This window comes from Rhizobium sp. L51/94, assembly GCF_019355555.1.
GTDB classification, from domain to species: Bacteria; Pseudomonadota; Alphaproteobacteria; order Rhizobiales; family Rhizobiaceae; genus Rhizobium; species Rhizobium rhododendri.
This window is the reverse complement of the sequence record NZ_CP072144.1, coordinates 184,448-202,423: the sequence shown is the minus strand read 5'-3', so window position 1 is coordinate 202,423 and position 17,976 is coordinate 184,448. Positions and strand designations below refer to the sequence as shown.

The following is a 17,976-nucleotide window of genomic DNA, read 5'->3' as shown; positions in this document are numbered from 1 at the left end:
GCTTTTCTATGCGGGAACGGCTGCTGCCAGCGTCAGCCTACGGTCATCCGGCGCAGGACATTTGTCTTCCAGTAGAACTGGTGGACCAGCGCTCCGAGCACATGGCCGCCGATCAGCACCCAGAGGATAACCTTCAGCACATCCGCATGAATACCGCCTGCGACGTCGATGCCGAAATAGTAGGCCGCCCCACCGGTCAGCGGCATGGCAAGCAGCAGGAGGTAGAGCGTTGCATGCGCGAACTTGGCAGCGATGCTGAAAATCTTCGGTTCCTGCGAAGGCGATGCCGGGGCGCCGCTGGTGAAGCGCGGAAAAGGCGTGCGATGACGATGAAGAATATGGCTATGCCGACATAGGCGTGGATATTGGCGCTTGCGATCTGGTCTGCGCTCGCCGAGCCGGTCTCCTCGATGGCGCGGTTCCACTCGCTCATGCCATCGGGAAGCAACAGGTTGAAGAACACTAGGAGAACCGTCAGCCAGTGAAGCACACGCTGCGGCAGCGAAAACGAATTTGAATGGTGATTTTCCAAGACGGGATCTTTCAGGTTGGGTGATCTGCTTGGTGAAAGCTAAGATACCAAACAGCTGACATCGACCTGAACACTATTCGATAAATTGTAAATTCGTAACGATGCAATAAAGGGTTGATAAGCTGTCTATGTAAGTCTGGCGTAAGTTTTGGCCTTCAATGGCCGTCGCATTTCGGAATCCGGTCTGGTATGGACCCTGCCACCGGACCTATCGAGGGAACGCTTGCGTGTTGGTGAAAAAGACGTGTCTGCATAAGTCCGCCGCGGCAGTTGTTGACGTCCGAACACGCGCGTCCGCAATCCTTAAGGTCATTCCGCGTGCACTATAAAGCCGGCGGGATACGCGTCGGTAACTGGTGGCCGGTCATGCTGCTGGCTGCGGTGCTCGCGGCGTTTCGGCTCTTTGCCATGGCACACACCGACCTCAATTCCGACGAGGCTTATTACTGGCTTTGGTCCCGCGTTCCCTCGGCCGGTTATTACGATCATCCGCCGATGATCGCCTGGTGGATATGGCTGTCCACCCATGTCTTCGGCGATACCGCGCTCGGCGTTCGCGCCTTACCCGTGTTGTCGGTCTCCGTGGCATCGCTGGCGGTGTATGCGACCGTCATCGAACTCTATGACGACACCCGATTGGCTTTTCGTTCTGCGGTCTGGCTGAACGCAATGTTCCTGGTGGGGCTCGAGGCTATTTTCGCGACCCCAGATGCGCCGTCTGTGATGTTCTGGTCCCTGACAATCTGGGCCCTGGCGCGCCTGCGACGCACGGAAAATCCGCTTTGGTGGATCGTTGTCGGTGTACTTGCCGGAGCCGGCTGCGTCGGCAAGTACACCAACTTCTTCATCGGTCCCGGGATCCTGCTGTGGCTCTTACTTGATCCCAGGGCCGTACGCTGGCGCTTTAGCCCATGGATCCTGCTGGGAGGCTTGGCGGCCTTTGCGGTCTTCATGCCGGTGCTGGTCTGGAATGCAGATCATGGCTGGGCGTCCTTTGCCAAGCAGTTCGGCCGGCTCGGCGATCATCATCCGGCGCTCAACTCGCTTGCCACATTCATCGGCGGGCAATTCGGACTGATGAACCCGGTCATCGCCATCTTCGCGGGTATTGCGGTCTGGCGGTTTTGCCGCCATTGCCAAAATCGCCGGTCGGACCCCTTCATCTTTCTGGTCGCACTGACCGCCCCCCTGGTCGCGTATCTGATCATTCACTCGCTGCACGACTGGGTGCATCCGAACTGGCCTGCCCCTGCCTACCCGGCGCTTGCCATTGCCGCAGCGGTGGCAGGTGAGGCTTCGGGCAACGTCCATCTGAGGCGTCTCCGGCTCTGGGTCGTGCCGGTCGGCATAGGACTGTCGTCCCTGCTCCCTCTCTACCTCGCCACGCCGATGGGCGAGCGCGTTCCGTTTACGAGCCCGGCCGACACGGTCATCGGCTGGCAAGACCTGACGACGGAGCTGGAAGGCCGCAGGCAGCAAACCGGTGCCGCATGGATCGCCACGACCGACTATGGGCTCACAGGCGAAATCGCCTTCTATTCGCATCAAGCAGACAAGGTTCAATCGATCGTCGATCGGCAGCGCTACACATTCGAAAGCCCCGACGCCTCTCTTGCGGAAAAGTCTGCCTTGCTGGTGGTGCGCACCGGCGAAGGGCGGCTGGCACAGTATCTGAAATGCTTCCGATCCACCGGCCCCGTCGAGCACGTTGCCCGCCGTGCCGGGACGAGGGTCATCGACGACTATTCGGTCGTTGCCGTCTCCGGGGCTGCAGGCAATATCCTGTCCAGCGGTTGCCAGGCAGCGCAATGATCGGGTTTCAAAGCAAGCGGTTGGGACAAATGACGTCTCGCCCGCGTCACCTCGACGGTATCGCCTTGAGATAGGCGGCGATCGCTTCGCGGTCCGAGGCGGGCAGATGGGCGAGGTTCTGCTGGACCTCCACCATGGAACCGCCGACGCTGTCGAAATCCGGAGTCATGCCGGTTTCCAGATAGCTTGCGATATCGGCTTCGCTCCAGGATCCGATCGACTTTGAGCCGGGCGTGATATCGGGAATGTTGCCCTCTCCCTCAGGATTGGGGGCGCCCGCAAGCCAGCTGTCGGCCTTGAAGCCACCCAGCGGATCGCGCGGGGTATGGCATTCGCCGCAGTGACCGGGTCCCTCGACGATGTATTGTCCGCGCTTCACCTTGTCGCTCGGATTGTCCAGCACGACGCGTGGCTTTTCACTGAAGTACAAGAGTTTCCAGCCGCCGAGCAACAGCCGGATGTTGAAAGGAAACGGCAGCTCGTGGGGTGGTGCGACGTTGCTGCTCTTCGGCAATGTCTTCAGGTAGCCGAACAGGTCGTTCACATCGGCATCGCTCATGCGGCTGTAGGAGCCGTAAGGGAAAGCCGGATAAAGATGTTCGCCGTCGGGTCCAACGCCGCGTTTCATGGCGTTGCCGAACTGCGCAAGTGTCCACTTGCCAAGACCTGCGGTGTCATCCGGGGAGATGTTCGGCACATGAAACGTGCCAAACGGGCTCTTGAGCGCGAGGCCGCCGGAGAGGACGAGCTTTGCATCGCCTTCCGCACCTTTGGCCGCATGGCAGCTCGAACAGCCGCCCGTCCAGAAAACCATCTCGCCCTTCTTGACGTCCGGAGTTCCGAGGTTGGCCCAATGGCTATCGGGAAGTGGAGTTGGCTTGGTCAGGACATAAAATCCCGCCACGCCAGCAAGGGCGGCGCCAGCAATGATTGCCAGGACCCGCCGAAAATTCAGGATCAAGGTCTTCCTCCCATTTCAGTTTCGGCGGATTTGGCGATGTCAGTCAACGCGCCGCTGCAACCGGAGGCGCGCTACTCCTTCTGCCGGTAGACCTGATGACAGCTGCTGCAATCCGCGCCGAGCTGCTTCAATGCCGGGCCGAGGGCTGCAGCGTCTGCCGGCAGTTTCATGGCGATCATCTCGGCATCGGCCGAGAGCTTGTCGGCATGCGCCTTGAAGTCGGCCGGGTTTTCCCAGATCTTCGGGCTTGCAGCCTTGTCGGTCTTGTCCGAATCCGGCTTGAACTGGTCCGGGAAGGCCTTGGCCGTTTCCGAAATCGTCATGAGAGCAGCTTTCACTGCCGCTGCATCGTATGGCTTGTCGCCCTTTGCCATTGCCGCCATGATGCCGACGGAACCGCCGATCTTCTTCATCATGGCCTCGCGGGCAGGCTTGGTTCCCTCGTCAGCAGCGAAGGCGGCAGTCAATCCCATTGCAACGACGAATGTAGTCATCATCATTTTGGCGCGCATAGCTTTGTCTCCGATCATGAGGAACTCTGTCCAGGTGGTGGCCGGAAAGGCACTGTCGGGCGTTTCGCGAACCTGCTGGCTGTCAACGACGAGGGGTCGAGGCCGCGCCATCGAGCGGGGGCGACCTCGGCTGGTTTCAGGGCGTGACTGTCAAGGTTGCAGCCATGCCAGCTTCATAGTGTCCCTTGATGTTGCAGAACACAAGGTAGCTGCCGGGCTTCAGATTGACCTTGAGCTCGCCGTTGGCGCCTGGCTTCAGGTCGGAGACTTCACCAAGGCTCTTCAGCTGCTTCTCGTCGACCCGGTGCTTGGCGGTGTTCAACGGGATCTTCTGGTCGGCCGACTTGAGCTTGACCACGATCATCTCGTGATTTTCCGTCGCTGCATCGTTGTGAACAGAAAGGACAGCCGGGCCGGCCTTGACGGTCATCGGATCGAGCTTGAGACCCATAGCGCCCCCGCCCTCGCCGGTTTCAACCACCTTGATCGTCGTCTCGGCCCATGAGGGCGAAGCAAAGGCGACCAGAGTTACTGCCGCAACAGTGGCAAAAGTCATTTTCAAGACATTCATCGACACGTCCTCCTTTTTGCACGGTGATTACCGTGCAAGCTTCATCGCGAGTGTTTATTACAAGAAGCTTACAGGGGCCAAGTTTAGTTAACAAGTCCCTGATTTCCTTGACTTGCGATGGCGAGCAACCTCGTAGAAACAAATACCGGCTTGCCCGAATACGGATAGTTTTGCCTTCAGATGGTGACGCCTGTACGACGGGCGATGAGATGATCGACGGACAGTCTTCCGGGTCCGCCGGCGATGATGACGAGGAAGCAGACAGCCCATGTGCCGTGGGTTGGCCAAGCGTCGGGATAGACGAAGATCTCGATGACCAAAGTCATCCCCAGCAGTGCCAGTGCCGAGAGCCGGCTGGCAAACCCGATCACCAGCAGCAGGGGGAAAAAATGTTCGGCGAATGCCGACAGGTGGGCTGCAAGCCATGGATCGACGAAAGGCAGCTTGTACTCCGTCTCGAACAGATAGACGGCATTGTCGGTGACATGCCAGCCGTCGACCTTCGTTTCGCCCGATTGCCAGAAGACGGCGGCAATCGACAGCCGCGAAAGCAATGCGATTGCGTCGTGCGGAATACGATCGAGGAGACGCAGTATGGCGCGACTTTTCCCCAGCAGCGTGCGGTCCGGCCTTGCGGCCAGGGTTATATCGTCGGTCATGATGTGTCTCCAGATGGATCAGATGATTGCGGCGAAGGCGCCGGATTGCAGGATGCCCGCGAGATTGGTGGACAGGTCGAAGTCTGGGGCCTCATTGATGGCAGCCACTGCCGCCGTCCCGAGCGTTTGGCCTTCGGCCAGCGCCGTCACGAAGGTTGCTCCGCCCGGTGGCAGGCGATGAATATTGACGATCATTTGCGGCCTGACGATCATCGCGTCTTCACCGCGCCAATCGTCTATCGGCGCGAGCTCCAGTTCCCCCGCATTCATCGCCCAGATGGTAACGGCCGGCGTGGTGAAGCGCAGGACGGACATTGACGGATGCGGTCGGATAATGACCCCGGCGAGATGCTCCGGCGCAACCGTTGCAAGCTCTGCGCCGTCGAGCGGCATGCTGTCCCCGGCGTTATAGGCCATGCTGCGGGCAGCCTCCAGGCGGATGACATCGGGCAGATAGGTCAATTCCCGGGCCGGTTCGAACTCAACCACGAAGGCGGCAAAATCGTCACCGTAGGCCAGAAGCAGAGGCGAAAGTGGTGGATGGCAGCGGACGAATTCAAGCGCCATGGCTGTAAAGAATGCCTCGCCGACGATCTCGACAGTGACCGGAAACCGCGCCGACAACGCGCCTGTCAGGGCCATGGCGACGTTGTTGCGGTAGACGTCGAACCGCCGTGCGGGGTGCCGCCCGTTCCAGGCGGTCAGGCCGTCCGGCATGTCGCGGCGCGGGTCGCCCAGGGCGTTAGCAAACTGGGCCTGTGTGTCGAGGGACATGGCGACCTCAGGCTGCTTGGCGGGCAGCGGCCCGTTGCAGGATTGCATCGGCCATTTCCGCTTCGGCACGCAAGATAGCCCAGGACGGAACGTCGTTGTCCCATTCCACCAGGCTCGCTACGGGGCCGGTGCGGGCAATTACCTCTTCGTAGAGCGCCCAGACGGGATCCTTGACCGGCGTGTCGTGGCTATCGATCAGCAGCGGCGCGCCGGCGTCGTCGGTGGTTTCGGAATGGCCGCTCAGATGAATTTCGCGCACGGCCTGCAGCGGGAAGCGGGCAAGGTACTCGCGGGGGTTCATGTGATGGTTGGTGGAGGCGACGAAGACGTTGTTGACGTCCAGCAACAGGCCGCAGCCGGTGCGACGGACCAGTTCCGCAAGGAACTCGGTTTCGTCGATGCAACTCTCCTCGAACAGCAGGTAGGTGGCCGGATTTTCCAGCAGCATCTGGCGCTTCATCGTCGTCTGCACCTCGTCTATATGTTCCGCGACACGGGCCAGCGTCTCCTCCGTATAGGGAAGCGGTAGCAGGTCGTTGAGGAAAACGCTGTCGTGGCTCGACCAGGCCAGGTGCTCGGAAAAGCTCTCCGGCTCGTAGCGATCGCAGAGCATCTTGAGCCTGTAGAGATGCGCGGTGTCGAGCGCCTGCATCGAGCCGATGGAGAGGCCGACGCCATGGATCGACAGGGCATAATCCTCGCGCAGGCGGCTAAGGCGGGCATGCGGCGGTCCGCCGGCACCCATGTAGTTTTCGGCATGCACCTCGAAGAAGCCGATCGGCTGTCGCTCGGCATCGATGGCGGAAAAATGCTCCGGTTTGAAGCCGACGCCGGCACGGCCCGGCAGTGTGGGGGATTTCATGGCACTCTCCCTTCGATAACGGGGGCGGCACGACAATCGTGCCGCCGCTCTTGGCTGAGGTCGCCTCGCAGTAGGCTCAGATCGGGGCCGGACCCTGGGTCAGCGTGCCGTGGCCCTTGGGTGTCGTCATCGTGACGCAGCTGCCGGCGGGAACGAGCTTCCAGGAGTTCTGCTGGTAGTCGACCTTGGAGGTACCGGCGCATGTGGTGCCGGCACCGGCGGCGCAATCGTTCTGGCCCTTGAGGGCGACGCCGTAGCATTTTTCCTTCTTGGCATCGGCGGCCGAGGCCGAGACGGCGCCGATGAGGCTCAAGGCCGTTGCCAGAGAGGCGACGACGACGGTTGTCGTAAGGTTGGTCATATCAAACTCCGATGAATGGATCGCTGTGCGGGCGTTTCGGCTCAGACCGGCTTCAGCATGCCATGGCCATGCGGCGTCTTCATCGAAACGCAGGTGCCGGTCGGTACGAGCTTGAAGGATGCCTTGTCGTAGCTCATCGTCGACTTGCCGGCGCAATCGTGCTTGCCGGCAGCGCAGTCGTTCTGGCCTTTCATGGCGACGCCGTAGCACTTTTCCTTGGTGTCGGCGGCGAAGGCTGCAGGGGCGGTAATGGTTGCGAGTGCCGATGCCAGCGAGCCGGCCAGTGCCAGTGTAGCGATGCTGTTCTTCATAATTTTGTCTCCCGTCGATGAGCCGTGATTGGCTCGCAACAGGGACTACGGCGACGACCCGAGGGTTGTTACAGGCCGTTCGAAATCTTTTTGCAAACGGCCCTTGCCGTCCTGGCGAATGCGCGGGACAAGGCTTGCCTGCAAGGATATTGGCAGAGTGCAAAAGATTGTAGCAGCATCGGTAACAAGATTGTGCGTCTCGCCGTAGGGGATGATGTGGGTTGAATTATTCAGCGCGCGAAGAGCAATGGGCGGAGTGGATGCGCAGCGCCATCGAAGGCGACACGCAGGCCTACACCCGATTTCTGACGGCAGTGACACCTTATCTGCGAGCCATGGCGAGAAGACGCTGCGAGCAGCTTGGCGCGCCGCCGAGCGAAGCGGAAGATGTCGTTCAGGAAGTGCTTCTTGCTGTGCACCTGAAGCGGGGAACCTGGGACCCTGCCCGCCCCATCGGTCCATGGCTGTCGGTCATCGTCCGCAACAAGCTGATCGACAGCCTTAGGCGAAGGGGCCGCAGGGTCAACGTGCCGATCGAGGACGTCATCGAAACGCTCGAAGCCGAGCCGTCGAGCGATGGGTTCGACCGGCTCGACGCGGAACGGATTCTGCAGCATCTGAAGGATCCGCAGCGCGACATAGTCCGCTCTATCTCCCTGCAGGGAACGAGCATCGGCGAAACGGCCGCAAGGCTTAAAATGACGGAAGGTGCGGTGCGCGTTGCGCTGCATCGGGCCTTGAAGTCCCTGGCCCTGTTCTATCGGAGTGAAACGCGTGAAGACGAATGACCTGATCAGCCTCCTGGCGGAAGACGCCCCGGTCCGTGTACGGCTCGGCCGCAGACTGGCGCTGGCGTTGGCGATCGGCATCGTTGGATCCGCCGTCCTGCTACTGTCGACCATCGGCATGCGTGCCGATATGGCGGATGCGATCGATACGGTGCGTGTCGCTTTCAAGCTGCTCTTGACACTGACATTGGCAATTATCGCCTGCGTCCTCGTCTTTCGGATCGGCCGCCCCGGTGCATCGCTGACGATCTCGCGCTGGTTGTTGCTGCCGCTTGCGGCGTTGGTCGTGGCAGTCGCCAGCGAACTGATGGTCGTTCCCGAGGTCGTGTGGAAATCCAGCATGATGGGTCAACACGCCGCATTCTGCCTCATATTCATCCCGGTATTGTCGCTGGTGCCGCTCGCGGGCTTCATGCTCGCCCTCCGCCATGGAGCGCCGGAAAGTCCGCGGCTGGCGGGCGCTGTCGCCGGCCTTGCGGCTGGCGGTATCGCGGCTGCCATCTATGCCTGGCACTGCCCCGACGACAGCCCTCTGTTCGTCGCATCCTGGTACATGATGGCCGTCACCCTCGTCACCGGCATCGGCGCACTGCTCGGCAACCGCTTGCTCCGGTGGTGAAATTACCAGGTGGGCGCCGCAGCATAGCTGCGACGCCCATTCTTCGGGGAGGAGAGCGGTAGATCAGGCCGCCTGTGCGGCTTTTTTGGTGCGGGCCCATTCCGGCAGCCATTCGCCGTGGGCTGCCAGCAGGTCATCGACCAGCGACCAGATCTGGTCGAGATCGAGTTCGGCGGCTGTGTGCGGGTCCATCATGGCGGCATGGTATATGTGCTCGCGGTTCTCCGTCATCAGCGCCTGGACCGTGAGTTCCTGCACGTTGATGTTGGTGCGCATCAGGGCCGTCAGCTGTGGCGGCAGGGCGCCGATGTAGGTGGGCTGGATCCCCGACGCATCGACCAGGCAAGGGACCTCGGCGGCGCAATTGGTCGGCAGCGAGGTGATGCAGCCGTTGTTGCGGACGTTGCCGTAGATCACCGAGGGTTCGCCGGTCCAGACCGAGTTGATGATCGACGAGGCGTATTCCTTCGACTGCGCGACTTCGATCTTGTCGGCGCTCCGGTATGTATCCGCCTGGCTTTGCCACTTGGCGATCTGCTCGATGCAGCGTTTCGGGTATTCATCGAGCGGAATGCCGAACTTCTCGATCAGGTCTTCGCGGCCTTCCTTGATGAAGTAGGGGGTGTACTCCGCGAAATGCTCCGAACTCTCGGTGACGAAGTAGCCGAGCCGCGTCAGCATCTCGTAGCGCACCTTGTTAGGGCAGCGCGGGTTCCATGTCGGCTTCGGCGCCCGGCCTTCGCGGTAGCCGCGCAGCAGGTCCGGATAGAGATCGCGGTAGGAGCCATCCGGCTGGCGATGCTCGAACTTCAGGAAGAAGGCCATGTGGTTGATGCCGGCCGAGCGATAGCGGATTTCCTCGTAGGGAATCTCGAGATCCTCGGCGAGTTCCATTGCCGTGCCCTGTACGGAATGGCAGAGGCCGACCTGCTTGATGGTCGGGTATTTCTCGGAAATTGCCCAGGTGTTGATCGCCATCGGGTTGACGTATTGCAGCAGGATCGCGTCCGGGCAGACGGCCAGCATGTCCTCGCAGATCTTCCACAGATGGGGGACGGTGCGCAGGCCGCGCATGATGCCGCCAACGCCGAGCGTGTCGGCAATGGTCTGGCGCAGGCCGTATTTCTTCGGCACCTCGAAGTCGGTGACAGTGCAGGGCTCGTAGCCGCCGATCTGGAAGGCGACGACCACGAAAGCCGCCTTGTCCAGCGCCCGGCGTTGATCGGTAAAGGTTTCGACCGTGGCCGAGGCGCCTAGTGTCGACGCCAGCTTGCGGGCAACGATGGCGCTCTCTTCGAGACGCTGTGGATTGAGATCCATCAGCGCGATCCTGGCGCCTGACAGGGCGGGACGCTGCAGCACGTCGCCGATGATATTCTTCATGAAGACGGTTGAACCGGCGCCGATGAAAGTGATTTTGGGGTTGTTTGCCATGTAAGCCTCCGGACAAAAAATGTTCAAGCTACCTCGAATGCGGCTTTGACGAGCCGTTCGGTGTAGGCGGTCTTGGGGTGGGAGAGGACGTCTTCGACGGGGCCCTGCTCGACGATATTGCCATTCTGCATGACGATCACGCGGTGGCAAAGAGCGCGCACGACTTTCAGATCGTGCGAAATAAAGAGATAGCTGAGGCCGCGCTCGTCCTGCAGCTTGCGCAGCAGGTCGATGATCTGGGCCTGGACGGAAAGGTCCAGCGCCGATGTCGGTTCGTCGAGCAGGATGAATTCCGGCTCGAGAGCGATGGCCCGCGCGATTGCGATGCGCTGGCGCTGGCCACCGGAAAATTCATGCGGGAAGCGCGACAGTATGTTGGACGGCATGCCGGCCGATACCAGTGCCTCCTTCACCCGTGCCAGCCGTTCCGCCTTGTTGGCGCCGATGTTGTTGACGATCAGCCCTTCCTCGATGATCTGCCCGACCGGCATGCGCGGATTGAGCGATGAAAACGGATCCTGGAAGACGATCTGCATGCGTGAGCGCAGGGGCCGCATGTCGTTGCGCGAATGATCGTGGATCGGCTGGCGGTCGAAATAGATCTCGCCGCTATCGGCATTGATCAGCCGCAGCAGCGCTTGCCCGAACGTGGTCTTGCCGGAGCCGGATTCGCCGACGATGCCGAGCGTTTCATGCCGGCGCAATTCGAGGTCGAGGCCGCCGACGGCGACCAGCTCGCGCATTTCCGGCTTGAAGAAGGTGCCGTGCTTCAACATGAAGGAAACGCGCACGGACTTGGCTTCGAGGATCGGCTCGCAACCTTCCGGCAGCGGCTTGGCGTGCCCCTTTGGCTCGGAGCCGAGCAGATGGCGGGTGTACGGGTGCTGCGGATTGGCGAACAGCTGCGCCGTCGTGTTGTGCTCGCGCATTTCGCCAAGCTGCATCACGTAGACGTAGTCGGAAAACTGTTTGACCACTGTCAGGTCGTGGGTGATCAGGATCACCGCCATGCCGAGTTGCTTCTGCAGGTCGCGGATCAGGTTGAGGATCTGCGCCTGCACCGTGACGTCAAGCGCCGTCGTCGGCTCGTCGGCGATCAGCACGTCCGGATCGTTAGCAAGCGCCATCGCGATCATCACCCGCTGCCGCTGGCCGCCCGAAAGTTGATGCGGATACTGGTTGAGCCGGGCCTTCGGGTCTGGAATCTGTACCTTTTCCAGTAGTTCAAGCGCCCGCTTGTAGGCGTCCTGCCGGCTGACGCGGCGATGGACGCGGATGGCTTCGACGATCTGGCTGCCGATGGTGTAGATCGGGTTCAGTGAACTCATCGGCTCCTGGAAGATCATCGAGATCCTGTCGCCGCGCAGCTTGCGGCGTTCGCGCTCGGAGAATTTCAGCACGTTGCGCCCGTCATAGGCGACGGTCGACTGCGGTGCGACGATGGCACGCTTGGTGAGCAGGCCCATGACGGTGCGGGCGGTGACGGACTTGCCGGACCCGGATTCGCCGACGATCGCAATGGTCTCGCCGCGGTAGAGTTGAAAGGAGATATCCTTCACAGCCTCGACTATACCGTCCTCGACCTTGAAGTTGACCGCGACATTGCGGGCATCGATGATCGGCGCTGTCGTTCGGCTTGGATGATCGAGCCGCAGCACGGGAGCGAAATTTTCGACGACGGAAAGAGCCATGGTGCGTCTTCCTTCAGTAGGGATCGACAGCATCGCGCAGACCGTCGCCGAGCGCATTGAACGCAAAGACGGTGACGAGCACGAAGGCGACGGGGGTGAGGATCCAGGGATAGGAGCCAATGACCGAATAGGTCGAGGTATCCTGCAGCATCAGGCCCCAGGAGATCAGCGGCGGCTTGACGGCGAAACCGAGGAAGCCAAGGAAGGATTCGAGCAGCACGACGCTCGGGATGGCGAGCGTCACGGAGACGATGACATGGCTCATGACGTTGGGAAAAATGTGCTGCATGATGATGCGCCGGTCGGTGGCGCCGACGGCCATTGCCGCCCGGACATAGTCGATGCGGGCGAGCGCCAGCGTCTTGCCGCGCACCTCGCGCGACATCTGCGCCCAGCCGAGTGCCGACATGACGAAGATGACGAAGGCGAGGAAGACATTGGTCGGCGCGGTGACGGGGATCAGCGACGTCAGCGCCAGGTAGAGCGGCAATTGCGGAAAGGCCAGTACGAGGTCGACGAAGCGCTGCATCCAGGCATCGAACGTGCCGCCGAAATAGCCGGACACCATGCCAACAGTCGTGCCGACGACGGTGACGATGAACACGACGGTCAGCGCGATCATCAGCGACACGCGCGATCCGTAGATGGCGCGCGACAGCACGTCGCGGCCGAACTTGTCGGTGCCTAGGAAATGTACCGCCTGGCCGTCCGTCGAGCCGAACAGATGGCGGTTGCCGGGGATCAGGCCGAACAGGTCGTACCTGTCGCCCTTGACGAACAGGCCGATCAGTCGCGGATTGCTGTAGTCCGGACCGACGACGGGCTGGAACGTGACAGGATCGAGGGCATCGGTTTCAGCCAGCGCGTAAACGCGTGGCTGGAGCACAAGGCCGCCATCCTTATCGTGGAAGCTGATGATCTGCGGCGGTGCGAAGCCGCTGTCGGTGGCCTTCGGATCCATCGGCGCCACGAATTCGGCAAAGATCGACATCAGCAGCAGCAGTGCAACCAGGATCAACCCGCCCATGCCTGTCCACGAGCGCTTCAGCCGGCGCCAGACGAGGGCCGGGTAACTCTCGTTGCCGCCTCTCAACTTGACCTTCTCGACCTGAGGCTCGACGACTGGCTGGGGCAAGTCCGTTTTGATGAAGGCACCCATCAGAAAGCTCCTCCCTGTTGGCGGACGCGGGGATCGAGCAGGGCCAGCAGCAGGTCGGCGATGATGTTGCCGACGATTAGGGTGGCTGACAGCACCATCATGAAGGTCGCCGTGACATAGACGTCGCCGACGGCCATAGACCCGACAATGGCCGGGCCGACGGTCGGGAGCGCGAAGATAATCGCCGTCTCGATTTCGCCGGTGAGCATATAAGGCAGCACGACGCCCTGATACATGACCAGCGGATGCAGTGCATTCGGCACTGCGTGGCGCATGACGACGGCAGCGCCGCTCAATCCCTTCGCGCGTGCAGTCTCGACATACTGGGCATTCAGCGTATCCAGCAGATTACCGCGCATGATGCGCATGTTGTACGCAAGACCGCCGAAAGTGGCGATGGCGACAACCGGCCAGACGTGATGGATGAGGTCTCCGAGTTTGGCGAATGACCACGGTGCGCCGCCATATTGCGGCGAATAGAAGCTGCCGATTTCCGCGACATTGAGCTGGAAGACCAGGAGATAGACGATGATCAGCGCCATCAGGAAGCGCGGCACCGTCATGCCGAGGAAGGCGACCGCCGAGAGCACGCTGTCGATCCAGCTATACTGGCGGGTGGCGGCGATGATGCCGAAAGAAATGCCGAGGATCGACGCGAGGATATGACAGACAAGCGCCAGTATCAGCGTTCTCGGAAGACGCTCGCCGACCACATCGGCCACCGGCTTGTTGTAATACATGCTGTAGCCGAAATCGCCGCGCGTGACGATGCCGCCGATCCAGTTCAGGTATTGCACCGGCAGCGATTTATCGAGGCCGTGCTCCGTGCGATAGGCCTGCGCCTGCGCATCGGCCTGCGCGAAGGATGCGCCGCCCTGGTTCATAGCCTGCGAGCGGATGTAGTCGGCGTAGTCGCCCGGCGGCGCCTGGATGATCGTGAAGGTCACCAGGCTGAGGATGAACAGGATCGGTATCGCCGAGGCGATGCGGACCATTAGAAATCGCAACATGGGATTTTTCGCTTCTCTTGTTGCCGTCTGACAGTTCGGGTTTGTGGAACGGACTGCATGTTTCAGAGATATCCGGCCGCCTTGCTCTGCGGCCGGATACCTCACTGCCTTGGGAGGCTAGTCTATCGGCCCCTTGCCGCCCGGCGCGCCCGGTAGTTGTTGCGGGAAGAGCTCGTATTTGCCCTGCTTGTCGGCTGCCACGAAGATGCGCTCGCGGATGATCGCGTCCTCGGCCCAGTTGAACATGAAGATCGGCGTTCCCTGAGGGATGTTCGAGAAGCGCTTGTTGATGATCAGCGCGCCCGGATACTCGGTCAGGCCGACCGTGTTGACGTTCTCGGTGTAGATCTTCTGGTACTGCTTCATCAGGCTGGTGCGCTCATCGTTGTCCTGGGTGGTGATGAACTTGCGGACGATGTCGACGAGCTGCTGCTCGAAGGGCATCAGGTCGAGCTCGCCGCTTTCCGGCGACCGGTGATGGAAGCTCGTCCGTGGGCCGATTGGCGCAAGCTGCTCGGTGTTCTGGACCACCGAAGACAGTTCGGTGTGATTGCGCATGATCATCCAGTCAAAACGACCGGCGTAATTGGCGTCGTCGCGCTTGGTGCCCGTCTGGGAGTTGAGGATCACGCGGATCCCGAGCTTCTCCATCTGGGCTATCACGCCCTCGGCAAGGCTCTTGTCGGTGCCGTAGTCGTTGTTGACCAGCAGCACGATCTCGACATCCTTGCCGCCTGCAGTGCCAGCCGGAAAGTTGACGATGCCGTCGCCATCGGTATCCTTCAGCCCGGCCTTGGCGAGTTCGGCCTTGGCTGCGGCGAGATCATAAGGGTAGTAAACCGTGGACTGGCGGTCGTAAAAGCTGGTGCCGGAGGAGAGCCCGCCGGGATAGATCGCCGTGAACGGCCCCTTGACCAGGGACTCGCCGATGGCCTTGCGATCGAGCGCCATCGTCACCGCCTTGCGGAAGTCGAGATTGCGGTTCAGTTCGCGGATGGCCTGCTCGCGTGCATCCGGCTGTCCCCAGCCGTTGGCGGAGAAGTTCATGGAGAGATTATAGCCCGTCAGGCGCGGACCGAAGGCGAGGCGCGCCGGTGCGTCAGGCTGCGCGGCACGCTTCAGCGAGGCAACGAAATTTTCAGGCTGCTCGAGGTTGGAGATATCGCCGGAGCCGGCCACGGCCTGCACGTCGCGATCCGCCCATGTCGAGAGCTTGTAGTGGGCCTCGTTGAGATAGGGCAGCTGGTTACCCTTCTCGTCGACCTTCCAGTAATAGGGATTGCGGCGCATGACGATGATGTCGTCAGGGCGGTATTCGACCGGCACCCAGGCGCCCATCACAGGCATGTTCATGAATTCCGGCGGGAAGGCATTCTTGAATTGATCGTAGGTGTTCTTCGAGTATTTCGGATGCTGCGGCTTCAAGATATGCGACGGACCCGGGCAGAAGGTGCCGTAGGCCATGGCGAACAGATATTGCCGCGGGAATGCTTCCTTGAACGTCCACTCGACGGTATAGTCATCGACCTTCTTGAGCGTCGTGCCTACTCCGAAGGTCTCGGGCGTGGCTCCGTTCAGCGGCGAGACGTTGGGGTCCACCACTTCGTCGTCCCAGTAGAACATCACGTCGTCGGCGTTGAAAGCGACGCCATCGGACCATTTGGCGCCCTCGATCAGGTGCATGGTCAGCTTATGGCCATCCGGCGACCACTCCCAGCTCTTGGCAAGGTTCGGCAGCGGCTCGGTATCCTTGGCCTCGACCTGGAACAGCGGCGCGGTGCGGGTCAGGCACTCGGACAGGCCGATATCGATGCCGCCCCAGCCCTGGCTCTGTCCGGCACCGTAGTTCCAGCCCTCCGGCCGACCGCCGATGACATGGCGCAGCGTATCGCCGTAGACGCCGATGCCGTCGGTCATGTTGCCGGTCTTGTAGACCATCGGCTCCTTCGGCAGGCGGTCCTTGACGGGCGGCAGCTTGCCCGTCTTGACGAACTTTTCCGTCACCCAGTCCGGCTCGTGATATTCGGGCAGCGCCTTGAATTCGAGGATGGAGTCGCGCGCGACATACTTGATCTTGCCTTCGGCCGGAAAAGTCGGCGCGACCGGCGCAATTGTCGGCTCGGCGGCATGGGCGTTCATCGCGATGACGGACGCCGCAAGCGCCAGACCCGCTGCCAGGCTGATGGATCGGAAATGGCTCATTGTCTCTCCCCTTGTCGTGAACTGCCTCCTTCAAAGACAGCTCCGCTCCTCCAAATCAGGGCGTACGGTATGAGCGGGCGCCTCTCCTCAAGCGCTCCGCCACCGTTCGTCCCTGCAATCTCAACTGGCCTGTTTCAGGCTGGCCTTTTCTACGCGCAGTTCCTCGATCGACCGGACATTGCGTGTCGCCGCGCCCTTCCAGTCGCCTGTCTTGACCTTCGATCGCGAAAGCCTTTCCTTCGCAGGCTCGATGGCATCGGCATATTGCGGCAACCAGCGCGCCTGGGCGACCACCATTTCGTCGACCATCTGCCAGACCTCTTCCGGCGTCGAGACAGCACCGACGAGCGGATCGTGCAAGACGGCCAGCTTCAAAAGGTCGATGTCGCCGGTGACGGCAGCATGGACAGACATCCGCTGGACGTTGATCGAGGCGATGCAGGTGGCGGCGCAAGCTTCCGGCAGCGTGATGCCGGCCACCATGTTGATGCCGAAGCGATCGACGAAGCCGGGCGACTCGATAATCGCATCTGACGGCAGATTGGTAATGATGCCATTGTTCTTGACGTTGAAGTGGCCGCGATAGACCCGGTTGGTCTCCAGCGCTTCGAGGATATGGCTCGCATGCTCGTTGGAGCGGCGGGCCGGATCTATCGGTGCGGAGGCGGATTCGAGGATCTGATCGAATTCGGTTTCGAACCAGTTGCGCGTCTCCGTCGAGTGGCGCAGGTAGCCGCCAGTCTCGCCGTGGATCCAGTCCGACATGTCGATCCACTTGCCGATCTCTTCAGGCCGCTTGCGGTACCACGGCAGGTATTCGGACAGATGGCCGTTGCTCTCGGTCGAATAGACCCCGAAGCGCTTCAGCACGTCGATGCGCAGCTTTTCCTGCTGCGAGAAGACGGGATGCGCTTCGAAAGCGGCGACCAATTCGTCCTTGCCGATCTTGCGGCCCCTGAGCCTGAGGTCGACGAACCAGGTCTGGTGGTTGATCCCCGAGCAGATGTAGTCCAGTTCGTCCTTGGACGTGGCTCCAAGCACTTCGGCGATCTGTTCCGCGCCGTGCTGGACGCCGTGGCAGAGACCGACGGTGTCGACCTTGCCGTATTCGATAGCCGCCCAGGTGTTCATCGCCATCGGGTTGGCGTAGTTCAGGAACTTCGCACCGGGCTCGGCAACCTCGCGGATATCCTTGCAGAAATCGAGTATGACAGGAATATTGCGCTGGCCGTAAAGAATGCCGCCGGCGCAGATCGTATCGCCAACGCACTGGTCGATGCCGTATTTCAAAGGGATGCGGATATCGTCGGCATAGGCTTCGAGGCCACCGACGCGCACGCAACTGATGATGTAGCGGGCACCCTCGATCGCCTCGCGACGATTGGTCGTGGCGGTCACCCGGGTCGGCAGCTTGCTGCTTTCGACGATGCGATCGAGGATCGCCTTGATCATCCCGAGATTGTGTTCGCTGAGGTCCGTGAGAGCGAATTCGACGTCGTGGAACTCTGGAATGCAAAGGATGTCGGTGAAAAGCTTCTTCGTGAAGCCGACACTGCCTGCGCCGATAATAGCGATTTTGAAACTCATGATCCTCACCCTGTCTGTCAAGCGAACGATGCGCGACTGCATCTGCTGCAACCTTGCCCGTGGTCTCCAACGGCCTTGCATCGCTGCAGGCTCGCGTCCTCCCGCCTCTCCTCGGCGGATCGTTCGGCACT

The 17,976-nt window shown here is 61.2% G+C and carries 17 protein-coding genes and 1 pseudogene; 3 read left to right on the top strand and 15 right to left on the bottom strand.

From position 1 onward, the window contains the following. Nucleotides 1–32: 32 nt before the first annotated feature. A pseudogene (locus J5274_RS26735) lies at nt 33–463 on the bottom strand (cytochrome b). A gap of 387 nt (nt 464–850) precedes the next feature. Between J5274_RS26735 and J5274_RS26730 the strand changes: the two are divergent. Next, on the top strand, nt 851–2,344 hold the full coding sequence (locus tag J5274_RS26730; RefSeq protein WP_142825077.1) for a glycosyltransferase family 39 protein: 1,494 nt from the start codon (nt 851–853) through the stop codon (nt 2,342–2,344). Nucleotides 2,345–2,390: 46 nt separating this feature from the next. Here the strand turns inward: J5274_RS26730 and J5274_RS26725 are convergent, their stop codons facing one another. The 8 genes from J5274_RS26725 to J5274_RS26690 all read right to left on the bottom strand — a co-directional run bounded on the left by J5274_RS26725 (nt 2,391) and on the right by J5274_RS26690 (nt 7,355). Beyond that, on the bottom strand, nt 2,391–3,299 hold the full coding sequence (locus J5274_RS26725; RefSeq protein WP_374108341.1) for a cytochrome c: 909 nt from the start codon (nt 3,297–3,299) through the stop codon (nt 2,391–2,393). A 77-nt stretch (nt 3,300–3,376) separates the two neighbouring features. After that, complete coding sequence (locus J5274_RS26720) at nt 3,377–3,817, bottom strand: cytochrome c (protein ID WP_142825079.1); 441 nt, start codon at nt 3,815–3,817, stop codon at nt 3,377–3,379. A gap of 136 nt (nt 3,818–3,953) precedes the next feature. Continuing rightward, nucleotides 3,954–4,373, bottom strand: coding sequence for a plastocyanin/azurin family copper-binding protein (locus J5274_RS26715; RefSeq protein ID WP_142829468.1), 420 nt, complete (start codon nt 4,371–4,373; stop codon nt 3,954–3,956). A 191-nt stretch (nt 4,374–4,564) separates the two neighbouring features. Continuing rightward, nucleotides 4,565–5,047 (bottom strand): DoxX family protein, encoded by a 483-nt coding sequence (locus J5274_RS26710; protein ID WP_142825080.1) that lies wholly within the window; start codon nt 5,045–5,047, stop codon nt 4,565–4,567. 18 nt (nt 5,048–5,065) lie between these two features. Beyond that, nucleotides 5,066–5,869, bottom strand: coding sequence for a DNA-binding domain-containing protein (locus J5274_RS26705; RefSeq protein WP_224127998.1), 804 nt, complete (start codon nt 5,867–5,869; stop codon nt 5,066–5,068). Next, entirely contained in the window at nt 5,829–6,683 is an 855-nt protein-coding gene (locus tag J5274_RS26700) for a DUF692 family multinuclear iron-containing protein (protein ID WP_142825081.1), read from the bottom strand. Before J5274_RS26700 ends, J5274_RS26705 begins: the two co-directional genes overlap by 41 nt. 76 nt (nt 6,684–6,759) lie before the next feature. Further along, on the bottom strand, nt 6,760–7,044 hold the full coding sequence (locus J5274_RS26695) for a DUF2282 domain-containing protein (protein ID WP_142825082.1): 285 nt from the start codon (nt 7,042–7,044) through the stop codon (nt 6,760–6,762). A 41-nt stretch (nt 7,045–7,085) separates the two neighbouring features. Next, complete coding sequence (locus tag J5274_RS26690) at nt 7,086–7,355, bottom strand: DUF2282 domain-containing protein (RefSeq protein WP_142825083.1); 270 nt, start codon at nt 7,353–7,355, stop codon at nt 7,086–7,088. Between the two features lie 221 nt (nt 7,356–7,576). On the opposite strand from J5274_RS26690, the gene J5274_RS26685 reads away from it, so the two are divergent. Continuing rightward, nucleotides 7,577–8,143: a sigma-70 family RNA polymerase sigma factor gene (locus J5274_RS26685; protein ID WP_142825084.1), complete on the top strand. Its 567-nt coding sequence runs from the start codon at nt 7,577–7,579 to the stop codon at nt 8,141–8,143. Continuing rightward, the gene (locus J5274_RS26680; RefSeq protein WP_142829408.1) at nt 8,130–8,762 is read left to right on the top strand and encodes an NrsF family protein; all 633 of its coding nucleotides are present in this window, start codon (nt 8,130–8,132) and stop codon (nt 8,760–8,762) included. The genes J5274_RS26685 and J5274_RS26680 overlap by 14 nt, the downstream gene beginning before the upstream one ends. 63 nt (nt 8,763–8,825) lie before the next feature. Here the strand turns inward: J5274_RS26680 and J5274_RS26675 are convergent, their stop codons facing one another. From J5274_RS26675 to J5274_RS26650, 6 genes are all read right to left on the bottom strand, one after another. Further along, a complete protein-coding gene (locus J5274_RS26675) occupies nt 8,826–10,196 on the bottom strand; it encodes an alpha-glucosidase/alpha-galactosidase (RefSeq protein ID WP_142829406.1) in 1,371 nt (456 codons plus the stop codon). A gap of 23 nt (nt 10,197–10,219) precedes the next feature. Next, the gene (locus tag J5274_RS26670; protein ID WP_142829405.1) at nt 10,220–11,887 is read right to left on the bottom strand and encodes an ABC transporter ATP-binding protein; all 1,668 of its coding nucleotides are present in this window, start codon (nt 11,885–11,887) and stop codon (nt 10,220–10,222) included. Between the two features lie 13 nt (nt 11,888–11,900). Then, nucleotides 11,901–13,046, bottom strand: a complete 1,146-nt coding sequence (locus J5274_RS26665) for an ABC transporter permease (protein ID WP_224128000.1) — start codon at nt 13,044–13,046, stop codon at nt 11,901–11,903. After that, on the bottom strand, nt 13,046–14,056 hold the full coding sequence (locus J5274_RS26660; protein WP_142829403.1) for an ABC transporter permease: 1,011 nt from the start codon (nt 14,054–14,056) through the stop codon (nt 13,046–13,048). Before J5274_RS26660 ends, J5274_RS26665 begins: the two co-directional genes overlap by 1 nt. Before the next feature lie 117 nt (nt 14,057–14,173). After that, nucleotides 14,174–16,258, bottom strand: coding sequence for an ABC transporter substrate-binding protein (locus J5274_RS26655; protein ID WP_219276060.1), 2,085 nt, complete (start codon nt 16,256–16,258; stop codon nt 14,174–14,176). Nucleotides 16,259–16,378: 120 nt separating this feature from the next. After that, nucleotides 16,379–17,845, bottom strand: a complete 1,467-nt coding sequence (locus tag J5274_RS26650) for an alpha-glucosidase/alpha-galactosidase (RefSeq protein WP_142829400.1) — start codon at nt 17,843–17,845, stop codon at nt 16,379–16,381. Between the last annotated feature and the right edge of the window lie 131 nt (nt 17,846–17,976).

Bases quoted from the DNA above. Each gene is read 5' to 3' on its own strand.
- J5274_RS26675 (WP_142829406.1), bottom strand. From the start codon at position 10,196: ATGGCAAACAACCCCAAAATCACTTTCATCGGCGCCGGTTCAACCGTC.
- J5274_RS26655 (WP_219276060.1), bottom strand. From the start codon at position 16,258: ATGAGCCATTTCCGATCCATCAGCCTGGCAGCGGGTCTGGCGCTTGCG.
- J5274_RS26710 (WP_142825080.1), bottom strand. From the start codon at position 5,047: ATGACCGACGATATAACCCTGGCCGCAAGGCCGGACCGCACGCTGCTG.
- J5274_RS26690 (WP_142825083.1), bottom strand. From the start codon at position 7,355: ATGAAGAACAGCATCGCTACACTGGCACTGGCCGGCTCGCTGGCATCG.
- J5274_RS26660 (WP_142829403.1), bottom strand. From the start codon at position 14,056: ATGTTGCGATTTCTAATGGTCCGCATCGCCTCGGCGATACCGATCCTG.
- J5274_RS26720 (WP_142825079.1), bottom strand. From the start codon at position 3,817: ATGCGCGCCAAAATGATGATGACTACATTCGTCGTTGCAATGGGATTG.
- J5274_RS26665 (WP_224128000.1), bottom strand. From the start codon at position 13,046: ATGGGTGCCTTCATCAAAACGGACTTGCCCCAGCCAGTCGTCGAGCCT.
- J5274_RS26700 (WP_142825081.1), bottom strand. From the start codon at position 6,683: ATGAAATCCCCCACACTGCCGGGCCGTGCCGGCGTCGGCTTCAAACCG.
- J5274_RS26650 (WP_142829400.1), bottom strand. From the start codon at position 17,845: ATGAGTTTCAAAATCGCTATTATCGGCGCAGGCAGTGTCGGCTTCACG.
- J5274_RS26715 (WP_142829468.1), bottom strand. From the start codon at position 4,373: ATGACTTTTGCCACTGTTGCGGCAGTAACTCTGGTCGCCTTTGCTTCG.
- J5274_RS26705 (WP_224127998.1), bottom strand. From the start codon at position 5,869: ATGCAATCCTGCAACGGGCCGCTGCCCGCCAAGCAGCCTGAGGTCGCC.
- J5274_RS26670 (WP_142829405.1), bottom strand. From the start codon at position 11,887: ATGGCTCTTTCCGTCGTCGAAAATTTCGCTCCCGTGCTGCGGCTCGAT.
- J5274_RS26695 (WP_142825082.1), bottom strand. From the start codon at position 7,044: ATGACCAACCTTACGACAACCGTCGTCGTCGCCTCTCTGGCAACGGCC.